This window comes from Enterobacter sp. N18-03635 (assembly GCF_004006055.1).
Classification (GTDB): Bacteria; Pseudomonadota; Gammaproteobacteria; order Enterobacterales; family Enterobacteriaceae; genus Enterobacter; species Enterobacter vonholyi.
The window spans coordinates 3,415,275-3,432,840 of the sequence record NZ_CP034769.1; the positions used below are offsets into that span (position 1 = coordinate 3,415,275).

Sequence of the window (17,566 nt, forward strand, 5' to 3'; positions counted from 1 at the left end):
AAGGAGCTAAAGATGTTTACACCCCCATTCATTCTGTCGATTGCCGGCGGCGGCAGCACCTACACGCCGGGTATTGTGAAAAGCCTGATGGTGCGCCTGCAGGATTTCCCTCTGGCCGAAATCCGCCTTTATGACATCGACGAGGCGCGTCAAAACACCATTGCGCCCGTCGTCGAGAAGGTGATTCGCGACCACAGTCAGAGCATCAAATTTACCGTCACCAGCGATCCGGAAGTGGCCTTCAGCGGCGCGCATTTCGTCTTCGCCCAGATGCGCGTCGGCCAGTATAAAATGCGCGAGCAGGATGAGAAGATCCCGCTGCGTCACGGCGTGGTGGGCCAGGAAACGTGCGGACCCGGCGGACTTGCCTACGGCCTGCGCACGATCCTGCCGATGGTGGAGCTTATCGATCTGGTCGATCGCTACGCGCACGAGAAAGCCTGGATCGTGAACTATTCCAACCCGGCGGCGATCGTCGCGGAAGGCGTGCGCCGCCTGCGCCCGAACGCGAGGGTGCTGAATATCTGCGATATGCCGGTGGCCGCGATGCGCAATATGGGGGCAATTCTGGGTGTCGATCGCCACAAGCTGGAGGTCGACTACTTCGGCCTGAACCACTTCGGCTGGTTTACCCGCGTGCTGGTGGACGGCGAAGACAAGCTGCCCGAGCTGCGTAAGCATATCGCAAAGTTTGGCCTGCTGACGGAAGACGCGGCTAAAACCGATCCGCAGCATTCCGATCCTTCATGGGTGAAGACCTGGCGCAATATCAAGCCGATCATGGACAACTTCCCGGAGTATCTGCCGAACCCGTATCTGCAGTACTACCTGATGCCGAACCAGATTGTGGAGCATCAGAACCCGGACTATACCCGCGCCAATGAAGTGATGGACGGGCGTGAGAAAAAGCTGTTCGCCGCTGCCGAAGAATATAAGCGAACCGGGATCCTGCCTGATGCCTTCCACGTGGGCGTCCACGGCGAGTTTATTGTTGATGTCGCCTGCTCGCTGGCCTTTAACCTGCGCAGCCGACATCTGGTGATGGTGGAAAACCGCGGGGCGATCGCCAACCTGCCGTACGATGCCGTGGTGGAAGTGCCCGCTTATATCACCTCCGAAGGCCCGGAACCGATTCGCGTCGGTCAGGTGCCGCTGTTCCATCAGACCCTGCTGCAACAGCAGCTCGCCTCGGAACAGCTTCTGGTGGAGGCGACCATCGAGGGCAGCTATGAGAAAGCCCTGCAGGCGTTCACCCTCAACCGCACCGTGCCGACCATGGAACATGCGAAAGTGATTCTTGATGAGATGATCGTGGCCAACCGCGACTACTGGCCTGCGCTGCAAAAAGCCTGGCAGGACGGCGAACCGGTGAAAAAATAGGGGCTTGCTCGCGAGTTGAACGTGGTTTGCTTGTCGGTGTCAGAAAAAACACCGACAATCCTTTTTTACGGAAAAAGAATGGAGGCAACCCATGTCCACCTCATATTTTGTCGCTGCCGACTGGCTGATTGAGCACGGCGACGATCCGGAAGTTCAGATTATTGACGCGCGTATGGCCCCTCCGGGGCAAGAGCATCGTGACGTGCCCGGTGAATACCGTGCCGGGCATCTGCCTGGCGCGGTATTTTTTGATATCGAAGCCCTTTCCGATCGCAACTCTCCCCTGCCGCACATGCTGCCGCGCCCGGAAGCGTTTTCCGTGGCGATGCGCGAGCTGGGCATCAGCAAAGATAAGCACCTCGTTGTGTATGATGAAGGTAACCTCTTCTCCGCACCGCGCGCGTGGTGGATGCTGAAAAACTTCGGCGTAGAAAAAGTCTCGATTCTCGCGGGCGGGCTGGCGGGCTGGAAGCGCGACGAGCTGCCCCTTCAGCAGGGTGACGTAACGCTGCCGGAAGGCGAATTCGACGCGACCTTTGACGCCCATGTGGTGAAACGCCTGACCGACGTACTGGTCGTGAGCCATGAAAAAACGGCGCAAATCGTCGATGCCCGCCCTGCTCCGCGCTTCAATGCCCAAGCGGATGAACCACGTCCGGGGCTGAAGCGCGGACATATTCCGGGCGCGCTGAACGTGCCGTGGGGCGATCTGGTGTTTGAGGGCGAGCTGAAAACCACCGACGAGCTGCGCGCTATTTTTGACCAGTCAGGGGTTGATTTACATCGTCCGATTATTGCCAGCTGCGGTTCCGGCGTGACGGCCTGCGTAGTGATTCTGGCGCTCGCCACGCTCGGCGTAAGCGACGTCACGCTCTACGACGGCGCCTGGAGCGAATGGGGTGCGCGAGACGATCTGCCTGTCGAACCCGCGAAATAATGGATAACCGCCTGGCCACGCTGTTAACGCGCGGGGCGTCGCTGACCCGCGCGGAGTATCGCGTCCTCGCCCACCTCACGGAGCATCCGCTGCTGGTGGGCAACATCACGGTTCGCGAGCTGGCGCAGGCGACGTTCGTTTCTACCGCCACCATCATGCGGCTGTGTCAGAAGCTGGGGTTTAGCGGCTTTAGCGAGTTTATCTGGCACTGCAAGCAGCTGCTCTCCGACACGCCGCATATTGCCGCTCAGGCGCAGTCGCGTCCTGAACTCCCGGTGCTGTTTAATCAGTTTATAGCCAACTATCAGCACACCTTTCAGTGGGTTACCCAGGACAAACGCCAGCAGTTTGCTAACCTGCTGCGCCAGAAAGAGAGTTTCTTTCTCTACGGCGCCGGGTTTTCTTATCTGTTTGCGGAGTACCTGACCAAGAAGCTGCAGGTACTGGGCAAAACGGCGTTTATCTCCGGGCCGGGAGACAGCCGGAATATTTTCCTCAGCAACGCCGCCCGCTATCAGGTGTTTATTGCCGTCTCGCGCAGCGGCGAAACGGAACAGGTGCTGGATAAAGCGCGGATAGCCAAAAACGTCGGTATGACGATCGTCGCATTTACCCGCGCCTCCGCCAATACGCTGGCGGGAATGGCTGACGTGCATTTTGCGCTCTATGACGAAGCGGTACACTTCGCCGCCGAAGCGGCAGGGGTGACGTCGTTTGAGTCGAATCTGGTGCTGCTGATGGATTTACTGCTGCTGGAAGCAACGGGGTGATATTCACCCCGCCGTAATCAGATGATGCGGTTAGTTTTAAGATCGCGCAGGAAACCGCCCCAGCGACGCTCGTAGAACGGGGTGATGTGCTCGGTAATAAAGTGGCTGATGCCCTTCTCACCGTTTTTCACCTGGCAGATATCAATCGGCTCGTCGCCCGGCAGCGTGTCGGTTGCCACGCTACCCGCCGCCTGAATGATGTCGTCGATATCGCCGTCCGCCTCAATACCAATCAGCAGAACCGGCTGTTCGTCCGCGCGCTCTTTAATGGAGCAGAGAAACGCGCGTCTAACCGGTTTCAGGGTTTTGAACAGCGTCGTCAGGGAATCAATCATCTGCGCGGGTGGCTCGGCCACCTCAGAGAGCAGCAGCGTTTCGCCCCCTTCCAGCACTTCCTGCGTGCTGAGCGGGTTGCCCTCTTCGCCAATCAGGTGGCTGATTTCACGCGGCGTAAACTCTTTCCCGATCGGCAGCTTCGCGTTCAGGAATAGCGTCTGGCCGAGCGTCATTTCAAACAGGGTACGCACCGGCATCACCACGAAAGCCTGTTCGTCTTCTACCGCTTTCTGAAGCGCTTCCAGCGAGGTGAAGAACGGGATCACCGACGTGCCGTCGTCTTTCTCCCAGTGCAGCAGATCCAGCGCGCTGTCTTCTACGACCTGCTCACCTTCCGCGGCGGTGCCAGGCACCCAGACGGTGGATTCCAGCAGGGTGCGGAAAAATGCCGGACGGTGGGCGGGCTCGGTCGCCGCCTGCTCCAGCAGGGTTTCTAATTCGTTTTTGGTTTCGGACATAGCAATTCCAGATGATGCATTTCCCCCCCGGCCCTCTCCCCGTGGGAGAGGGTTAGGGTGAGGGCAATGAAGATTACTCAGCCGTCAGCAGGTTCGCCACGGTACGCACGCCCAGACCGGTCGCGCCCGCGGACCACTGCTCCACCGCCGCTTTACGGTAGGTTGCGGAGCAGTCAATGTGCAGCCAGCCTTCGTGATAATTCTCAACGAAGTGGGACAGGAAGCCTGCCGCCGTGCTTGCACCCGCCGGGTACGCCGCGCTGGCGGTATTGTTCAGCTCGGCAAAGTTGGACGGCAGCTGGCTGCGGTGGAACTCGGCCAGCGGCAGACGCCAGAACGGTTCGTTTTCCGCAACGGCGCTTGCCAGCAGGCGAGCGGCCAGCTTGTCGTCAAAGCTGAACAGCGCATGGTAATCGTTGCCCAGGGCGGTTTTCGCCGCGCCGGTCAGGGTCGCCATGTCGATGATCAGCTCAGGCTTCTGGGCAGACGCGTCGATCAGGCCATCGGCCAGCACCAGACGGCCTTCGGCGTCGGTGTTCATCACCTCAACGTTTTTACCGTTGCGGTAGCGAATGATGTCGCCCAGCTTGAAGGCGTTACCGCTCACCATGTTGTCCGCGCAGCACAGATACAGCTTCACGCGCTTTTTCAGACCGCGGGTAATCGCAAACGCCAGCGCACCGGTGATGGTTGCCGCGCCGCCCATGTCGGACTTCATGGAGTCCATGAACGCGCTCTGCTTCAGGCTGTAGCCGCCGGTGTCGAAGGTGATGCCTTTACCTACCAGGCAGGCAAAGACTGGCGCTGCTTTATCGCCGGTTGGGTTGTAGTCCAGCGCCAGCAGCACCGGTGGACGCTCGGAGCCGCGGCCCACGGTGTGGATACCCATGTAGTTCTGCTCGCGCAGGTCTTCACCCTTGGTGATGCGGTAGGACATTTTGTCGCCCGCCACGCCGCACAGCAGGTCAACCGCGCGCTGCGCCAGCTGCTCAGGGCCTAACTCTTCCGCCGGAGCGTTAATGGTGTCGCGTACCCAGTCGATGATTTGCAGGCGGCTTTCCAGCTCTTTCTGACCGGCTTCGTCGAGGTTCGCCCACTCAATTTTGCGGCTGCCTTTCGGCCCTTTGTAACCCGCCCAGAATGCCCAGCTGCGGTCGGTGTCCCAGCCTTCACCTTCCAGCGAGACATGCTTAATGCCCAGACCGTCAATTTTACGCGCGGCGCGCTGGATCAGGCCCAAATCATCGTTGCCCATCAGGTGCAGGGTAATACCGTCGTTGTTGATGCTGTAGGTGGCTTTTTCGCCCCAGCGCGCGTCGGCGGGCTGCGTAGAGAGCGTAATCTTCATCGCTTCGGTCATTTTATTTTTCCTTATTAGCAACTAGCAAACGGGCCGCCTGAAGGCAGCCCGTTTTGTTATTTATTCTGCTTCATCTAACCAGACTAACAGAATCGCCTCCAGAATTTTTTCATTCGATGCGTTTGGATCGTCGTCGAAATCCTCTAAATCGCAGATCCACTGATGCATATCGGTGAATCGTACGGTCTTCGGATCGAGATCCGGGTTCGCGTCGTAGAGCGCTTCGCCGATTTCACGGCTGTCTGTCCACTTCAGTCCCATATTAATGCTCGCGTGCGTGGTTGATGGTGTAGCGTGGGAATTCCACGACCAGATCTTCATCGGTCACCGCGGCCTGGCAGCTCAAGCGACTGTCTGGCTCCAGACCCCATGCTTTATCCAGCATGTCGTCTTCATCTTCGGTGCTCTCGGCGAGAGAGTCGAAACCTTCACGCACGATGCAGTGGCAGGTGGTGCAGGCACAGGATTTTTCACAGGCGTGTTCCACTTCGATACCTGCACGCAGGGCTACATCGAGAATGGTTTCACCGGTCTTCGCTTCCAGAACAGCGCCATCCGGACAGAGGTCCGCATGAGGCAAAATAACAATCTTTGGCATATTAAACCTCGTCCACGGACTGGCCTTTCAGCGCGACGCGGACAGATTTGTCCATGCGGCGAGCAGCGAAGTCCTGGGTTTGTTTATCAACGTTTTTAATGGCTTCTTCTATTGCGTCAGCGTCATTGCCTTCGGCCACGGCGCTTAAGCGCGCGGCAGCGTCGTCAATCACCTGGCGCTCAGCGGCGCTGAGCAGCGCGGCGTCGGCAGCGAGCGCGCCGTTCAGGCTTTCCAGCACGCGTGCGGCTTCCACTTTTTGTTCCGCCAGCATACGCGCCTTCACATCCTGCTCGGCGTAGCTCATTGAGTCCTGAATCATGGAGGCGATTTCGCCATCGGTCAGGCCGTAGGACGGCTTCACCTGAATGGACGATTCCACGCCGGTGGATTTTTCCATCGCCGTGACGCTCAGCAGACCGTCGGCGTCCACCTGGAAGGTGACGCGAATATGTGCCCCACCCGCAGGCAGCGCCGGGATGCCGCGCAGCGCAAAGCGCGCCAGAGAGCGGCAGTCCTGCACCAGCTCGCGCTCACCCTGCATCACGTGGATGGACATCGCTGTCTGACCGTCTTTGAAGGTGGTGAACTCCTGCGCGCGCGCCACCGGAATGGTGGTGTTACGCGGGATCACTTTCTCCACCAGGCCGCCCATGGTTTCTAAGCCCAGCGACAGCGGGATGACGTCCAGCAGCAGCATTTCGCTGTCCGGCTTGTTGCCGACCAGAATATCGGCCTGGATCGCTGCGCCCACGGCAACCACTTTGTCCGGGTCGATGGAGGTCAGCGGCGTGCGGCCAAAGAATTCGCCCACGCGCTCGCGCACCAGCGGCACGCGGGTCGAACCGCCCACCATGACCACTTCCAGCACCTCGTTCGCCTCAACGCCCGCATCTTTCAGTGCGCGACGGCAGGCCAGCAGGGTGCGTTTAACTAAAGGCGCAATAAGTTCGTTGAACTGGTCGCGGGTGATCTCTCCCTGCCAGCCCGCAACGTTCACACTTACGGACTGCGCATCGCTCAGGGCGATTTTGGCGTCAATGGCCGCATCCAGCAGTTCACGCTGTACGCGCGCATCGCTGCGATCGCTGATGCCCGCCTGCTCGCGGATGTAGTCCGCCAGCAGGTGGTCGAAGTCATCGCCGCCCAGCGCGGAATCCCCGCCGGTCGCCAGTACTTCAAACACCCCGCGGCTCAGGCGCAGGATAGAGATATCAAACGTCCCGCCGCCGAGATCGTAAACCGCGATTACCCCTTCCTGACCGGAATCGAGGCCGTAGGCAATCGCAGCCGCCGTCGGTTCGTTCAGCAAACGCAGCACGTGCAGGCCCGCCAGACGCGCGGCGTCTTTGGTGCCCTGGCGCTGTGCGTCGTCAAAGTAGGCAGGAACGGTGATCACCACGCCGTCCAGATCGCCGCCGAGCGTCGCCGTGGCACGCGCCGCCAGCGCTTTGAGGATGTCAGCAGAAACACGAATCGGGTTCAGCAGACCGGCCGCGGTCGCAATCATCGGCAGGCCGTTTTCACTGGCCTGCAGCTGATACGGCAGATGCGGGTAGCGGGTCTGAATATCGGCCAGCGAGCGGCCCATCATGCGCTTGACGGAGCTGATGGTGTTGGCCGGATCGCGCGCGGCGTTAGCGCGGGCGTCATAGCCTACCGCGTGACCCTGCTGCTGGTAGTGGACCACGGAAGGCAGCAGATGGCGGCCCTGCTCGTCAGCCAGCGTTTCCGCCTGGCCGCTGCGCACGGTCGCCACGAGGGAATTGGTGGTGCCCAGATCGATACCCACCGCCAGACGACGCTGGTGCGGTGCGGCACTTAAGCCAGGCTCACTAATTTGTAATAAGGCCATAATTGCTTCCGAAATTAAAAATCGAGCAGCTTTTCTTCGAGTTGTTCAGCACTGCTTCGCAGTTTATCGAGAAAACGGAGTTTGCGCACAGTATCTGCCGCCACGTCCCAGGTCTCGTTGTTCAGTTGCTCCACCATCTGCTGATGGCGGGTATCGAACATGCCCTTCACGCGCGTAATAAAGCTTTCCAGACGCACTTCGTCTTTGGCCTGTTCAATCTCATCCAGCTCTTCGCGAAGCTCCAGCTGCTCCATCAGAAACGCCGTGTCACGCACGGTGTGCTGTTCGCTCGCCAGATCGAAACCGTGGAGCGAGAGCAGATATTCAGCGCGCGCCAGCGGGTGGCGCAGCGTCTGCCAGGCCTGGTTGATGGTGGCAGAGTGGGAAACCGCAGCCAGCTGCTCTGCCTGAGTACCGCTCGCGAATTTGTCCGGATGGTACTGACGCTGCAGATCCTGAAAACGGATCGTCAACGCCTGGAGATCGATCGGGTATTGAGCGGGTAGTCCGAAGAGAGTGAAGTAATCCATAACAATCTCAGGGGTAGCCTGTTAGAACAAACCCCACGCGCAGCGGGTAACGCCACGGTGGGGTTTCGGATGACGCGCGGTTAAACGTGGAAGCTTTCGCCGCAACCACACTCGTCTTTGACGTTCGGGTTCGTGAACTTGAACCCTTCGTTCAGGCCTTCTTTAACGAAGTCCAGCTGAGTGCCGTTGAGGAATTGCAGGCTTTTGCCATCGACCACCACCTTCACGCCCTTGTCTTCAAACACGGTGTCGTCAGACGCCGGTTCGTCAACAAACTCCAGTACGTAAGCCATACCAGAACAGCCGGAGGTACGTACGCCCAGTCGCAGGCCAAAGCCTTTACCACGGTTCGCCAGAAAAGAGCTTACTCGCGCGGCAGCGCTGTCGCTAAGGGTAATCGACATACTCAAACCTCAATTATTTTGCTTCACGTTTGCTTTTGTAATCCGCAATGGCGGCTTTGATCGCGTCTTCTGCCAGAATTGAGCAGTGAATTTTCACCGGTGGCAGTTCGAGTTCTTCAGCAATATCCGTGTTCTTGATTGCCTGTGCTTCGTCCAGAGACTTGCCCTTCACCCATTCGGTAACCAGGGAGCTGGACGCGATAGCAGAACCGCAGCCGTAGGTCTTGAAGCGCGCATCTTCAATGATACCTTCATTGTTGACTTTAATCTGCAACTTCATCACGTCGCCACACGCTGGCGCACCGACCATGCCGCTTCCAACAGATTCGTCGCTGTTGTCAAAAGAGCCAACGTTGCGTGGGTTTTCGTAATGATCGATGACTTTTTCGCTGTATGCCATGATTGAATTCTCCTTATGTACCGATTAGTGATGTGACCATTCAATGCTGTTCAGATCCACGCCCTGCTTGAACATTTCCCACAGTGGAGAAAGGTCGCGCAGACGGCCAATGGAGTTGCGAACCAGCTTGATGGTGTAGTCAATCTCTTCTTCGGTAGTGAAACGACCTAAAGAGAAACGGATAGAACTGTGTGCCAGCTCGTCAGTCATACCCAGCGCACGCAGCACGTAGGATGGCTCAAGGCTTGCAGACGTACAGGCAGAACCGGAAGAAACCGCCAGGTCTTTCAGCGCCATGATCAGCGATTCGCCTTCAACATAGTTGAAGCTGACGTTGAGGATGTTCGGAGCACCCTGCTCGAGATCGCCGTTCAGATACACTTCTTCCATATCTTTCACGCCGTCCCACAGACGGTTACGCAGCGTGCGCAGGCGTGCCATCTCGGTTTCCATCTCTTCTTTTGCAATGCGGTAGGCTTCGCCCATGCCCACGATCTGGTGAACAGGCAGCGTACCGGAACGCATGCCGCGCTCGTGACCACCGCCGTGCATCTGTGCTTCGATGCGGATACGTGGTTTACGACGAACGTACAGCGCGCCGATCCCTTTCGGGCCATAGATTTTGTGGCCGGAGAAGGACATCAGGTCCACTTTCAGCTGGCTCAGGTCGATAGGCAGTTTGCCCACGCTCTGAGTCGCGTCCACATGATAGATGATACCGCGCGCGCGGCACATTTCGCCGATGGTCGCGATGTCCTGAACGACGCCGATTTCGTTGTTAACGTGCATGATGGAGACCAAAATGGTGTCATCACGCATGGCCGCTTCGAGCTCTTTCAGATCGATAATGCCGTTGCTCTGTGGCGCCAGATAGGTGACTTCATACCCTTCACGTTCCAGCTGACGGCAGGTGTCCAGCACGGCTTTGTGTTCGGTTTTGCTGGTGATGATGTGCTTGCCTTTTTTCTGATAAAAGTTGGCTGCACCTTTGATCGCCAGGTTGTCGGATTCGGTCGCGCCGGAGGTGAAAACAATTTCACGCGGGTCGGCACCGACCAGGTCAGCAATCTGATTACGGGCGATATCAACCGCCTCTTCAGCATGCCAGCCAAAACGGTGTGAACGGGAAGCTGGGTTACCAAAGTTTCCGTCCAGGGTCAGACACTGCATCATTTTCTCGGCAACACGCGGGTCCACCGGCGTGGTTGCGGAGTAGTCGAGATAAATCGGTAATTTCATTGCTCTATAAACTCCGTACATCGCTTCAATGCAAGGAATCAGGCAACCGGCTGGATGTACGACCGAGTACACGGGGCGAGTCTTCGCCCCGGCCTGATTCTGAAATACTTATCGTTTTATTACGCGCGCAGTTTGACGTCGATAGCGTCCTGCGCGCGGGTGCTGCGTTGGGAATCATGGCCGTGCTGACGGCCCGATACGTCCAGAACTTCCTGGTTATTCACCAGCTCACCGAGGGTGATGTTGTTGAGGAAGCCGGTCAAACGGTCGCTCAGATCGCGCCACAGCGCGTGGGTCAGGCACTTATCGCCGCCCTGGCAGCCACCTTTACCCTGGCAACGGGTCGCGTCAACGGATTCGTCAACTGCGCTGATCACTTCGCCAACTGCAATACTGCCCGCGTCTTTACCCAGCAGATAACCGCCGCCTGGGCCACGAACGCTGGAAACCAGTCCATTTTTACGCAGTCTGGAGAACAGCTGTTCCAGGTAAGAGAGGGAGATCCCTTGTCGTTCAGAAATATCAGCCAACGGAACCGGGCCCGCTTCGGAGTTGAGCGCAACGTCCAGCATCGCGGTCACGGCATAACGCCCTTTAGATGTCAGTCTCATGTCTTACTTAACCTCAAACTCGCCCCTGCCCGGGGTTTTTTATTGTAAAATGGGGGTATTGCATAGCAGGGCCAAGTCTGACATTCCTGACTAAAATGGTCAACTATTTACTTGACTGTTTTAGTCAGGTATTTAACCTTCTGTGCCTTCATAACCCAGGTGCGGGCTGATGCCCTCACCCCGCCCTTCTCCCACAGGGAGAGGAGGAAATCGACACTACTCTTTATTCTTCTGCTCAATCGACGCAAGAATCCCGCGCAGGATGTTCAGCTCCTGACTTTCCGGACGCGCGCGGGTAAACAGACGGCGCAGCTTGTTCATCACCTGCCCCGGGTGGCCTTCGCGAATAAAGCCGGTTGAGAGCAGCGTCTGCTCCAGATGACCGTAGAAGCGCTCAAGGTCATCCACCAGCGGGTAAGCCGTCTCTTCTTTTGGCTCGACCTCTTTCTCCTGCGTCGCCAGCCACGCCATTCGTACTTCGTAAGCGATAACCTGCACCGCCATCGCCAGGTTTAGCGAGCTGTACTCCGGGTTTGCCGCAATCGCGACGTGATAATGACACTTCTGCAGCTCGTCGTTAGTCAGGCCTACGCGCTCGCGGCCAAACACCAGCGCAACCGGTGCCTGTGCTGCTTCCGAGACACTTTTCAGGCCGCATTCACGCGGATCGAGCATTGGCCACGGCAGCGTGCGTGAACGCGCGCTGGTACCGACAACGAGGCTGCAGCCGGCCAGCGCTTCGTCAAGGGTATCGACGATCTGGGCATTGCCGATTACGTCGCTGGCACCTGCCGCCAGAGCAATCGCCTGAGAGTCAGGCTTCACCAGCGGGTTAACCAGCCACAGGTTCGTTAAGCCCATGGTTTTCATAGCGCGGGCAACGGAGCCCATGTTGCCGGTATGCGATGTTTCAACCAGCACAATTCGAATGTTTTGCAGCATAATTTTTAATGTCTGAATTCAGTGTCTGAAGAATATTCGGGCATATTATCATAAACGGGAGACATAATCCGATCCCGCTGCTATACTCTGCGCCGATTTTCCTGTTCTTTAACATCCAGTGAGAGAGACCGATGCATCCGATGCTGACCATCGCCGTGCGCGCAGCGCGCAAGGCGGGTAATGTAATTGCCAAACACTACGAAACGCCAGACTCCGTAGAAACCAGCCAGAAAGGCAGCAATGATTTCGTGACTAACGTCGATAAAGCCGCAGAAGCGATTATTATCGAAACGATCCGCAAATCTTACCCACAGCACACCATCATCACCGAAGAAAGCGGTGAACATGAAGGTACCGATCAGGATGTTCAATGGGTTATCGATCCACTGGATGGCACCACCAACTTCGTTAAACGCCTGCCACACTTCTCTGTGTCTATCGCAGTACGCATTAAAGGCCGTACTGAAGTCGCCGTTGTGTATGATCCAATGCGTAACGAACTGTTCACCGCGACCCGCGGTCAGGGCGCACAGCTGAACGGCTACCGTCTGCGCTGCAGCAACGCACGCGATCTGGACGGCACCATCCTGGCGACCGGTTTCCCGTTCAAGGCGAAACAGCACGCGACCACCTACATGAATATCCTGGGCAAACTGTTCACCGAATGCGCGGACTTCCGTCGCACCGGTTCTGCTGCGCTGGATCTGGCCTACGTGGCAACCGGCCGCGTTGACGGTTACTTCGAACTCTCACTGAAGCCATGGGATTTTGCAGCGGGCGAGCTGATCGCACGTGAAGCAGGCGCCATCGTGTGTGACTTCACCGGCGGCCATAACTATATGTCTACCGGCAACATCGTTGCGGGTAACCCACGCGTTGTTAAAGCCATGCTGGCAAACATGCGTGATGAACTGAGCGATGCGCTGAAGCGTTAATCCCGGTAATTCCCTCTCCCTGTGGGAGAGGGGATCCCAACTAAAACGGCCGTAATCCCCTTCCCAGCGGCACCGCACTCATCCACATTGTTACCGCAGCCACCAGCAAAATGACCCCGCCCGCCAGCGCAAGCGTGGTCCATCCTACCTGCCGCCACAGTACCGGCGTTTTATTGCCGCTGAGTTTGACCGCCAGCTGACGGAAGCTGTGTACCAGCAGCGCTAACGACGAAATAGTGAGAGAGGTTCCTGCCGCCATCGCCAGCGCGGACAGCATGCCCCAGCCGAACACGCCAATCACCTTACTGAAAAGCAGCACCATGATGGCACCCGAGCACGGGCGCATACCCATCGAGAGAACAATCATCAACCGCGCGCGCCAGTCGTCGCCGTTCTGCAACTGTTCCTGCGTGGGCAAATGCTGATGCCCGCAGCCGCAGTGTTCATCATGAACGTGGTGCGGCGTAAAGGATTTGAACGTTGGCTTTCGCAGCAGCGCGCGCAGCTTTTTCAGCGCCCGCCAGCACAGGATCAGCCCCAGCACGCCCACCAGCGCGTAGCTGCCCTTCTCAAGCCAGAAGCTGCTCATGTGCAGCTGGCGCGCGGGAAGCTGTAACAGCGAAAGGACGACCACGACCAGCGCAATCGCCACGCCGCCCTGAAGCAGCGAGGAGGCCAGCGTCAGGCCGATACTTGATTTCAGCTTTGACGGATGGGTGGCGAGCCAGGTCGTAATGACAATTTTGCCGTGCCCCGGCCCCAGCGCGTGCAGCACGCCATAGATAAAGCTGAACGCCAGCAGGGAACCGCCCGCCTTTGTCGGATTCTCCGCCACCGCCTTCAGCAGACCGCTCATCTGCTGGTTGACCTCACGCTGCCAGATAATGCTTTTCATCATGACCTGCGGCCAGGCCTGCCACAGCCACATCGCGCCGCAAACGGCGAACAGCAAAAAGATCGCCAGCGGCCAGAGGTGCAGCCAGCGGCGCTGTTTTCGAACCGGAGAAGAGATCACTGACATTGTAACGTCACCTCCTGCGCGAACTGTTTACCCAATTCCATGTCCTCAGGCGGGGCATCTTCCTTGTCGAGAGAGACCGCAAAGTTCAGCGTCTCTTCGCTGGGCTTCGGGGTATGAACGCCGATTTTGCAGCTTTTTTGCAGCGCGTCCGGCAGCCGCACGTCGCTGTCTTTGTCATAGCGCATGTCGACATAGTAGGTAGGGTCAAAAGTGGAAAAGCGGTACGTTTGCCCCGCCAGCGGCTGAGGGTGCGCCAGCGGGAGCACGAACGTCAGCACCGCCCGGTGCCCGTCGCGCGTCATCCCGTATTCCGTGGGTCGGTTCAGAAATTTGACCTTTTGCCCGTTATGCCAGAACTCGGTGAAGTAGTGCTGGCCGAGCACGTTGGCCATCACTTCTGCCGCCAGCTTTTTCCATATTTCGTCACCGGGCTTCGCGTTTCCCGCATCATAGAGCAGATCGGCCGAGGTGATTTCATCCATCGTCCAGCGCATTTTCAGGCCGCTGAGCTGCGTGCCGTCGGTGACCAGCTCGGTCTGGAGGTCAATAAAACTGTGAGGGTGTGCGCTGGCGGTGAAGCTGATAACCGCCAAAAATAACGCCATCGCACTTTGTTTAACTGTTTGCATCAATTCCTCACGTCAAAAATTCTGTGATGTTCCCCAGCAATCCTGAATGAAAGGCCTGCCGGCGCGCTTTTCAGCGTTCATCCTTTAGCTATTCTTATCAAACATTCACACTGGATACCCGACAGATGATGACGACGCTTGAAATTCCATCTGTGCTTTCCAGTTCGCAGCGCCGCTGCCAGGTGCTTTTGATGCTTTACCTGCCCGATGCTGCCGTCACCGCACAGAGCATAATTGCTGCCAACGGCGTGGACGACGCGATGGCACGGCAAGATATAGCCGAGACGCGCGATGAAATCCAGCGCTATCACCGGCTGGATATCGTCACGCACCACGACGGCAGCTACCGGATTGAAGGTACAGCCCTGAATCAGCGTTTATGCCTGCTGCACTGGCTGCGCCGGGCGCTGCGGCTTTGCCCGCAGTTTGTCTCGCACCAGTTTACCCCCGCATTAAAAACCGCGCTTAAACAACACGGCATCGCGCGTCCGCTTTACGACGATGCGAACCTGCGGGCGCTGATCGGCTTCTGCTCTCGCAAGCTTCAGCGTCAGTTTGAATGCCGCGACGTCCAGTTTTTACAGCTCTATCTGCAATACTGCCTTATTCAGCACCAGCTCGGGAATACGCCGCAGTTTTCCCACGTTCAGCGCAGCTGGACCCAGTCGAGAGGGGAGTATTTTACGGCGCAGGAGATCGTGCGCCACTGGAGACGGCGCGTCCCGCAGGGTGCACACGGGGATGAACAGCTGTTTCTGGCGCTGCTGTTTATGATGCTCCGCACGCCCGACCCGGTGCTCGATAAACACCAGCAGGATCAGCGTTTGCGCCGGGCCATCGTCCGCATGGTCGCCCGCTTTCGCTCGCAGACCGGCATGAACTTCAGCGATGAGCAAGGGCTCACCGATCAGCTGTATATCCACCTTGCTCAGGCGCTGGACCGCTCGCTGTTTGAGATCGGCATCGATAATAGCCTGCCGGAGGAGATCCACCGTCTCTATCCCCGGCTGTTACGCACCACGAAGGAAGCGCTGTTTGAGTTGGAAGCGGAGTTTGGGCTGCGTTTTTCCGATGAAGAGATGAGCCTCGTGGCGGTGATTTTCGGTGCCTGGCTGATGCAGGAGACCGATCTGCACGAAAAACAGGTGATCCTGCTGACGGGAGACGATAAAGCCAGTGAGGACCTGATTGAACAGCAGCTTCGCGAGCTGACGCTGTTGCCGCTCAACATTCGCTATCTGACGCTACAGGCTTTCCAGAAAGAGGGGGCACCGCGCGAAGCCGCGCTGGTTATCACCCCCTACCCTACGGCCCTGCCGCTGTTCTCGCCGCCGTTGATTCATGCCGTTGAGACATTGAACGCGCAGCAGCAAGAACATATTCGCGCCATGCTGGAATCGTAGTTACGCGCGTGCGGCCACTTTCGGTCGAACAAACATTGCCGGTAGCGCCACCAGCGCCATTACCCAGAACACGCCATGCCCCAGGTGCTGGTAAAGGAACCCCGCAAAGACCGTCATGATCGCGATACTGCCCCCCATGGCTACCGCCGAATAGACGGCCTGCAGACGAATAACGTCTCCGCCCTCGCGCGCTGCGATATAGCGCATGGCCGCCAGATGGCACACGGTAAAGGTGCCGCAGTGAAGGATTTGCGCCACAATCAGCCACGGCAGATCGGTCGTCCAGCCCATAATCCCCCAGCGCGCCACGCCGCACACGGCGGAAAGCAGCAGCAGGTCACGTGCGCCAAAGCGTCGAAACAGCTTCTTGCTCAGGGCGAAAATAATGACTTCGGCCACCACGCCCAGCGACCAAAGATAGCCCACTGCAGAAGCAGAATATCCCGCTCCCTGCCAGTAGATGGCGCTGAAGCCATAGTACGCCGCATGTGCCCCCTGAAGCAGACAGACACACGCCAGAAAACGCCAGCTCTGTGCAACCAGGCTCCGCCACGCGGGCCAGCCCGCGCTCTCCTGATTGCGACTTTCCCCTTGCGGCATCACCGACGGTCGCAGCAGCATGCCCAGCAGCATCGAGGCAATACCGATACTCAGCAGGGCAAGAATGGCGCGGTAATCGTAAAGGCTGACCAGTTTCCCCACCAGCGCAGAGCCAATCACAAAGGCGATAGAGCCCCACAGGCGCACGCGACCGTAGTCCATGGTGATCTGCTTTTGCCAGGTGTTCGCAAGGGCATCCGTCAGCGGTACCAGGGGTGAGAAGAAAAGGTTAAAGCCAACCATCACCACCATCAGCCAGGCAAACTGGTGGCTGACCCAGAAGCAGGCCACAAAGACCAGGGTCAGCAGAGCAAGAATGCGCACGGCCTTGATCAGTAAGGAGGGATCGCTGACGCGCGGGGCAATCAGCAGGCTGCCCAGGAAACGCGCCACCAGCCCGGCCCCGAGCAGGACGCCGATGGTCTCGGGCGTCAGGCCGATACCCTTAAGCCAGACGCTCCAGAAAGGCAGAAAAATGCCGTAGCTAAAGAAATAGGTGAAATAACTGAGCGCCAGCCAGCGCGTGGAATGCAAGACCATGAATCCCTCCCGAAATCGAGGCCATAGTCTGGCGAGAATATAAAAATTAAGCAAGTAGATAGCCTGCTATAAATTAACGAAAATTTAACATCTTGTGCAATCGTCTGGCTTATGGCAGGGAATGAAAATATGTATTACGTTTAAATTACTCCACTTGCAGAGGTTTTTCTGCCATGAACTCACTACGTTATCTCGATTTCGGCCAGTCACGTCACCTGCTGCTGCTCATTGGCCGCATCGCACTTGTCGTGCTGTTTATTATCTTTGGTTATCCAAAACTGACGGGGTTTAGCGGCACCGTACAATACATGACCTCGCTGGGAACGCCGATGCCCATGCTGGCGGCCATTATTGCGGTAGTGATGGAAGTGCCTGCCGCCATTCTGATCGTACTGGGCTTTTTCACACGTCCTCTCGCGGTACTGTTTGTGTTCTATACCCTGGGCACGGCGATTATCGGTCACCATTACTGGGATATGACCGGTGATGCGGTCGTGCCGAATATGATTAACTTCTATAAGAACGTCAGTATTGCTGGCGCCTTTATTTTGCTGGCCATTGTTGGGCCGGGGGCTATTTCCCTGGACCGGCGTTAAACCATAAAAAAAGGCCGCAAGCGCG

20 protein-coding genes are annotated in these 17,566 nt (G+C 57.7%); 6 read left to right on the forward strand and 14 right to left on the reverse strand.

The window, feature by feature from the left end; genetic code table 11:
- Positions 1-12 precede the first annotated feature (12 nt).
- From ELK40_RS16895 to ELK40_RS16905, 3 genes are all read left to right on the forward strand, one after another.
- A complete protein-coding gene (locus tag ELK40_RS16895) occupies positions 13-1,380 on the forward strand; it encodes a 6-phospho-alpha-glucosidase (protein ID WP_115876003.1) in 1,368 nt (455 codons plus the stop codon).
- Between the two features lie 91 nt (positions 1,381-1,471).
- Positions 1,472-2,317: a 3-mercaptopyruvate sulfurtransferase gene (gene sseA, locus ELK40_RS16900; RefSeq protein WP_127731958.1), complete on the forward strand. Its 846-nt coding sequence runs from the start codon at positions 1,472-1,474 to the stop codon at positions 2,315-2,317.
- On the forward strand, positions 2,317-3,087 hold the full coding sequence (locus ELK40_RS16905) for a MurR/RpiR family transcriptional regulator (RefSeq protein WP_115876005.1): 771 nt from the start codon (positions 2,317-2,319) through the stop codon (positions 3,085-3,087). The genes sseA and ELK40_RS16905 overlap by 1 nt, the downstream gene beginning before the upstream one ends.
- 17 nt (positions 3,088-3,104) lie before the next feature.
- Here ELK40_RS16905 and sseB read toward each other — a convergent pair whose 3' ends face one another.
- The 11 genes from sseB to trmJ form a co-directional block, all read right to left on the reverse strand.
- Positions 3,105-3,881, reverse strand: coding sequence for an enhanced serine sensitivity protein SseB (gene sseB / locus ELK40_RS16910; protein ID WP_115876006.1), 777 nt, complete (start codon positions 3,879-3,881; stop codon positions 3,105-3,107).
- Positions 3,882-3,954: 73 nt separating this feature from the next.
- On the reverse strand, positions 3,955-5,241 hold the full coding sequence (gene pepB, locus ELK40_RS16915; RefSeq protein WP_127731960.1) for an aminopeptidase PepB: 1,287 nt from the start codon (positions 5,239-5,241) through the stop codon (positions 3,955-3,957).
- Between the two features lie 60 nt (positions 5,242-5,301).
- On the reverse strand, positions 5,302-5,502 hold the full coding sequence (iscX, locus tag ELK40_RS16920; protein WP_003860650.1) for a Fe-S cluster assembly protein IscX: 201 nt from the start codon (positions 5,500-5,502) through the stop codon (positions 5,302-5,304).
- Between the two features lies 1 nt (position 5,503).
- Positions 5,504-5,839 (reverse strand): ISC system 2Fe-2S type ferredoxin, encoded by a 336-nt coding sequence (fdx, locus tag ELK40_RS16925; RefSeq protein WP_003860652.1) that lies wholly within the window; start codon positions 5,837-5,839, stop codon positions 5,504-5,506.
- A gap of 1 nt (position 5,840) precedes the next feature.
- Positions 5,841-7,691, reverse strand: a complete 1,851-nt coding sequence (gene hscA, locus ELK40_RS16930) for a Fe-S protein assembly chaperone HscA (RefSeq protein ID WP_127731962.1) — start codon at positions 7,689-7,691, stop codon at positions 5,841-5,843.
- Between the two features lie 14 nt (positions 7,692-7,705).
- Complete coding sequence (hscB, locus tag ELK40_RS16935; protein ID WP_115876009.1) at positions 7,706-8,221, reverse strand: co-chaperone HscB; 516 nt, start codon at positions 8,219-8,221, stop codon at positions 7,706-7,708.
- Positions 8,222-8,301: 80 nt separating this feature from the next.
- Positions 8,302-8,625, reverse strand: a complete 324-nt coding sequence (iscA, locus tag ELK40_RS16940; protein WP_003860659.1) for an iron-sulfur cluster assembly protein IscA — start codon at positions 8,623-8,625, stop codon at positions 8,302-8,304.
- Positions 8,626-8,638: 13 nt separating this feature from the next.
- A complete protein-coding gene (iscU, locus tag ELK40_RS16945; protein ID WP_003860661.1) occupies positions 8,639-9,025 on the reverse strand; it encodes a Fe-S cluster assembly scaffold IscU in 387 nt (128 codons plus the stop codon).
- A 24-nt stretch (positions 9,026-9,049) separates the two neighbouring features.
- Entirely contained in the window at positions 9,050-10,264 is a 1,215-nt protein-coding gene (iscS, locus tag ELK40_RS16950) for a cysteine desulfurase (RefSeq protein ID WP_008502157.1), read from the reverse strand.
- A gap of 119 nt (positions 10,265-10,383) precedes the next feature.
- Entirely contained in the window at positions 10,384-10,875 is a 492-nt protein-coding gene (gene iscR, locus ELK40_RS16955; RefSeq protein WP_045399615.1) for a Fe-S cluster assembly transcriptional regulator IscR, read from the reverse strand.
- A 216-nt stretch (positions 10,876-11,091) separates the two neighbouring features.
- A complete protein-coding gene (trmJ, locus tag ELK40_RS16960; RefSeq protein ID WP_111965142.1) occupies positions 11,092-11,817 on the reverse strand; it encodes a tRNA (cytosine(32)/uridine(32)-2'-O)-methyltransferase TrmJ in 726 nt (241 codons plus the stop codon).
- A gap of 131 nt (positions 11,818-11,948) precedes the next feature.
- Here trmJ and suhB point away from each other — a divergent pair, with 131 nt between their 5' ends.
- On the forward strand, positions 11,949-12,752 hold the full coding sequence (gene suhB / locus ELK40_RS16965; protein WP_003860668.1) for an inositol-1-monophosphatase: 804 nt from the start codon (positions 11,949-11,951) through the stop codon (positions 12,750-12,752).
- Positions 12,753-12,792: 40 nt separating this feature from the next.
- Here the strand turns inward: suhB and ELK40_RS16970 are convergent, their stop codons facing one another.
- Positions 12,793-13,773 (reverse strand): nickel/cobalt transporter, encoded by a 981-nt coding sequence (locus ELK40_RS16970; RefSeq protein ID WP_115876010.1) that lies wholly within the window; start codon positions 13,771-13,773, stop codon positions 12,793-12,795.
- Complete coding sequence (locus tag ELK40_RS16975; RefSeq protein WP_127731964.1) at positions 13,764-14,402, reverse strand: DUF1007 family protein; 639 nt, start codon at positions 14,400-14,402, stop codon at positions 13,764-13,766. The genes ELK40_RS16970 and ELK40_RS16975 overlap by 10 nt, the downstream gene beginning before the upstream one ends.
- 125 nt (positions 14,403-14,527) lie before the next feature.
- Between ELK40_RS16975 and csiE the strand changes: the two genes are divergently transcribed.
- A complete protein-coding gene (gene csiE / locus ELK40_RS16980; RefSeq protein WP_127731966.1) occupies positions 14,528-15,805 on the forward strand; it encodes a stationary phase inducible protein CsiE in 1,278 nt (425 codons plus the stop codon).
- Here csiE and ELK40_RS16985 read toward each other — a convergent pair whose 3' ends face one another.
- Positions 15,806-16,945 (reverse strand): 3-phenylpropionate MFS transporter, encoded by a 1,140-nt coding sequence (locus ELK40_RS16985; RefSeq protein WP_127731968.1) that lies wholly within the window; start codon positions 16,943-16,945, stop codon positions 15,806-15,808.
- Between the two features lie 173 nt (positions 16,946-17,118).
- Between ELK40_RS16985 and ELK40_RS16990 the strand changes: the two genes are divergently transcribed.
- Positions 17,119-17,541, forward strand: a complete 423-nt coding sequence (locus ELK40_RS16990; RefSeq protein WP_023615984.1) for a DoxX family protein — start codon at positions 17,119-17,121, stop codon at positions 17,539-17,541.
- The last annotated feature ends 25 nt before the right edge of the window (positions 17,542-17,566 follow it).

What these genes read in the sequence shown, in the direction of transcription:
- hscA (WP_127731962.1), bottom strand. Translation starts at nt 7,691, where the DNA reads ATGGCCTTATTACAAATTAGTGAGCCTGGCTTAAGTGCCGCACCGCAC.
- csiE (WP_127731966.1), top strand. Translation starts at nt 14,528, where the DNA reads ATGATGACGACGCTTGAAATTCCATCTGTGCTTTCCAGTTCGCAGCGC.
- fdx (WP_003860652.1), bottom strand. Translation starts at nt 5,839, where the DNA reads ATGCCAAAGATTGTTATTTTGCCTCATGCGGACCTCTGTCCGGATGGC.
- iscX (WP_003860650.1), bottom strand. Translation starts at nt 5,502, where the DNA reads ATGGGACTGAAGTGGACAGACAGCCGTGAAATCGGCGAAGCGCTCTAC.
- ELK40_RS16905 (WP_115876005.1), top strand. Translation starts at nt 2,317, where the DNA reads ATGGATAACCGCCTGGCCACGCTGTTAACGCGCGGGGCGTCGCTGACC.
- hscB (WP_115876009.1), bottom strand. Translation starts at nt 8,221, where the DNA reads ATGGATTACTTCACTCTCTTCGGACTACCCGCTCAATACCCGATCGAT.
- ELK40_RS16990 (WP_023615984.1), top strand. Translation starts at nt 17,119, where the DNA reads ATGAACTCACTACGTTATCTCGATTTCGGCCAGTCACGTCACCTGCTG.
- iscA (WP_003860659.1), bottom strand. Translation starts at nt 8,625, where the DNA reads ATGTCGATTACCCTTAGCGACAGCGCTGCCGCGCGAGTAAGCTCTTTT.
- ELK40_RS16985 (WP_127731968.1), bottom strand. Translation starts at nt 16,945, where the DNA reads ATGGTCTTGCATTCCACGCGCTGGCTGGCGCTCAGTTATTTCACCTAT.
- trmJ (WP_111965142.1), bottom strand. Translation starts at nt 11,817, where the DNA reads ATGCTGCAAAACATTCGAATTGTGCTGGTTGAAACATCGCATACCGGC.
- ELK40_RS16975 (WP_127731964.1), bottom strand. Translation starts at nt 14,402, where the DNA reads ATGCAAACAGTTAAACAAAGTGCGATGGCGTTATTTTTGGCGGTTATC.
- pepB (WP_127731960.1), bottom strand. Translation starts at nt 5,241, where the DNA reads ATGACCGAAGCGATGAAGATTACGCTCTCTACGCAGCCCGCCGACGCG.
- sseA (WP_127731958.1), top strand. Translation starts at nt 1,472, where the DNA reads ATGTCCACCTCATATTTTGTCGCTGCCGACTGGCTGATTGAGCACGGC.
- iscU (WP_003860661.1), bottom strand. Translation starts at nt 9,025, where the DNA reads ATGGCATACAGCGAAAAAGTCATCGATCATTACGAAAACCCACGCAAC.
- ELK40_RS16895 (WP_115876003.1), top strand. Translation starts at nt 13, where the DNA reads ATGTTTACACCCCCATTCATTCTGTCGATTGCCGGCGGCGGCAGCACC.
- sseB (WP_115876006.1), bottom strand. Translation starts at nt 3,881, where the DNA reads ATGTCCGAAACCAAAAACGAATTAGAAACCCTGCTGGAGCAGGCGGCG.
- iscS (WP_008502157.1), bottom strand. Translation starts at nt 10,264, where the DNA reads ATGAAATTACCGATTTATCTCGACTACTCCGCAACCACGCCGGTGGAC.
- ELK40_RS16970 (WP_115876010.1), bottom strand. Translation starts at nt 13,773, where the DNA reads ATGTCAGTGATCTCTTCTCCGGTTCGAAAACAGCGCCGCTGGCTGCAC.
- iscR (WP_045399615.1), bottom strand. Translation starts at nt 10,875, where the DNA reads ATGAGACTGACATCTAAAGGGCGTTATGCCGTGACCGCGATGCTGGAC.
- suhB (WP_003860668.1), top strand. Translation starts at nt 11,949, where the DNA reads ATGCATCCGATGCTGACCATCGCCGTGCGCGCAGCGCGCAAGGCGGGT.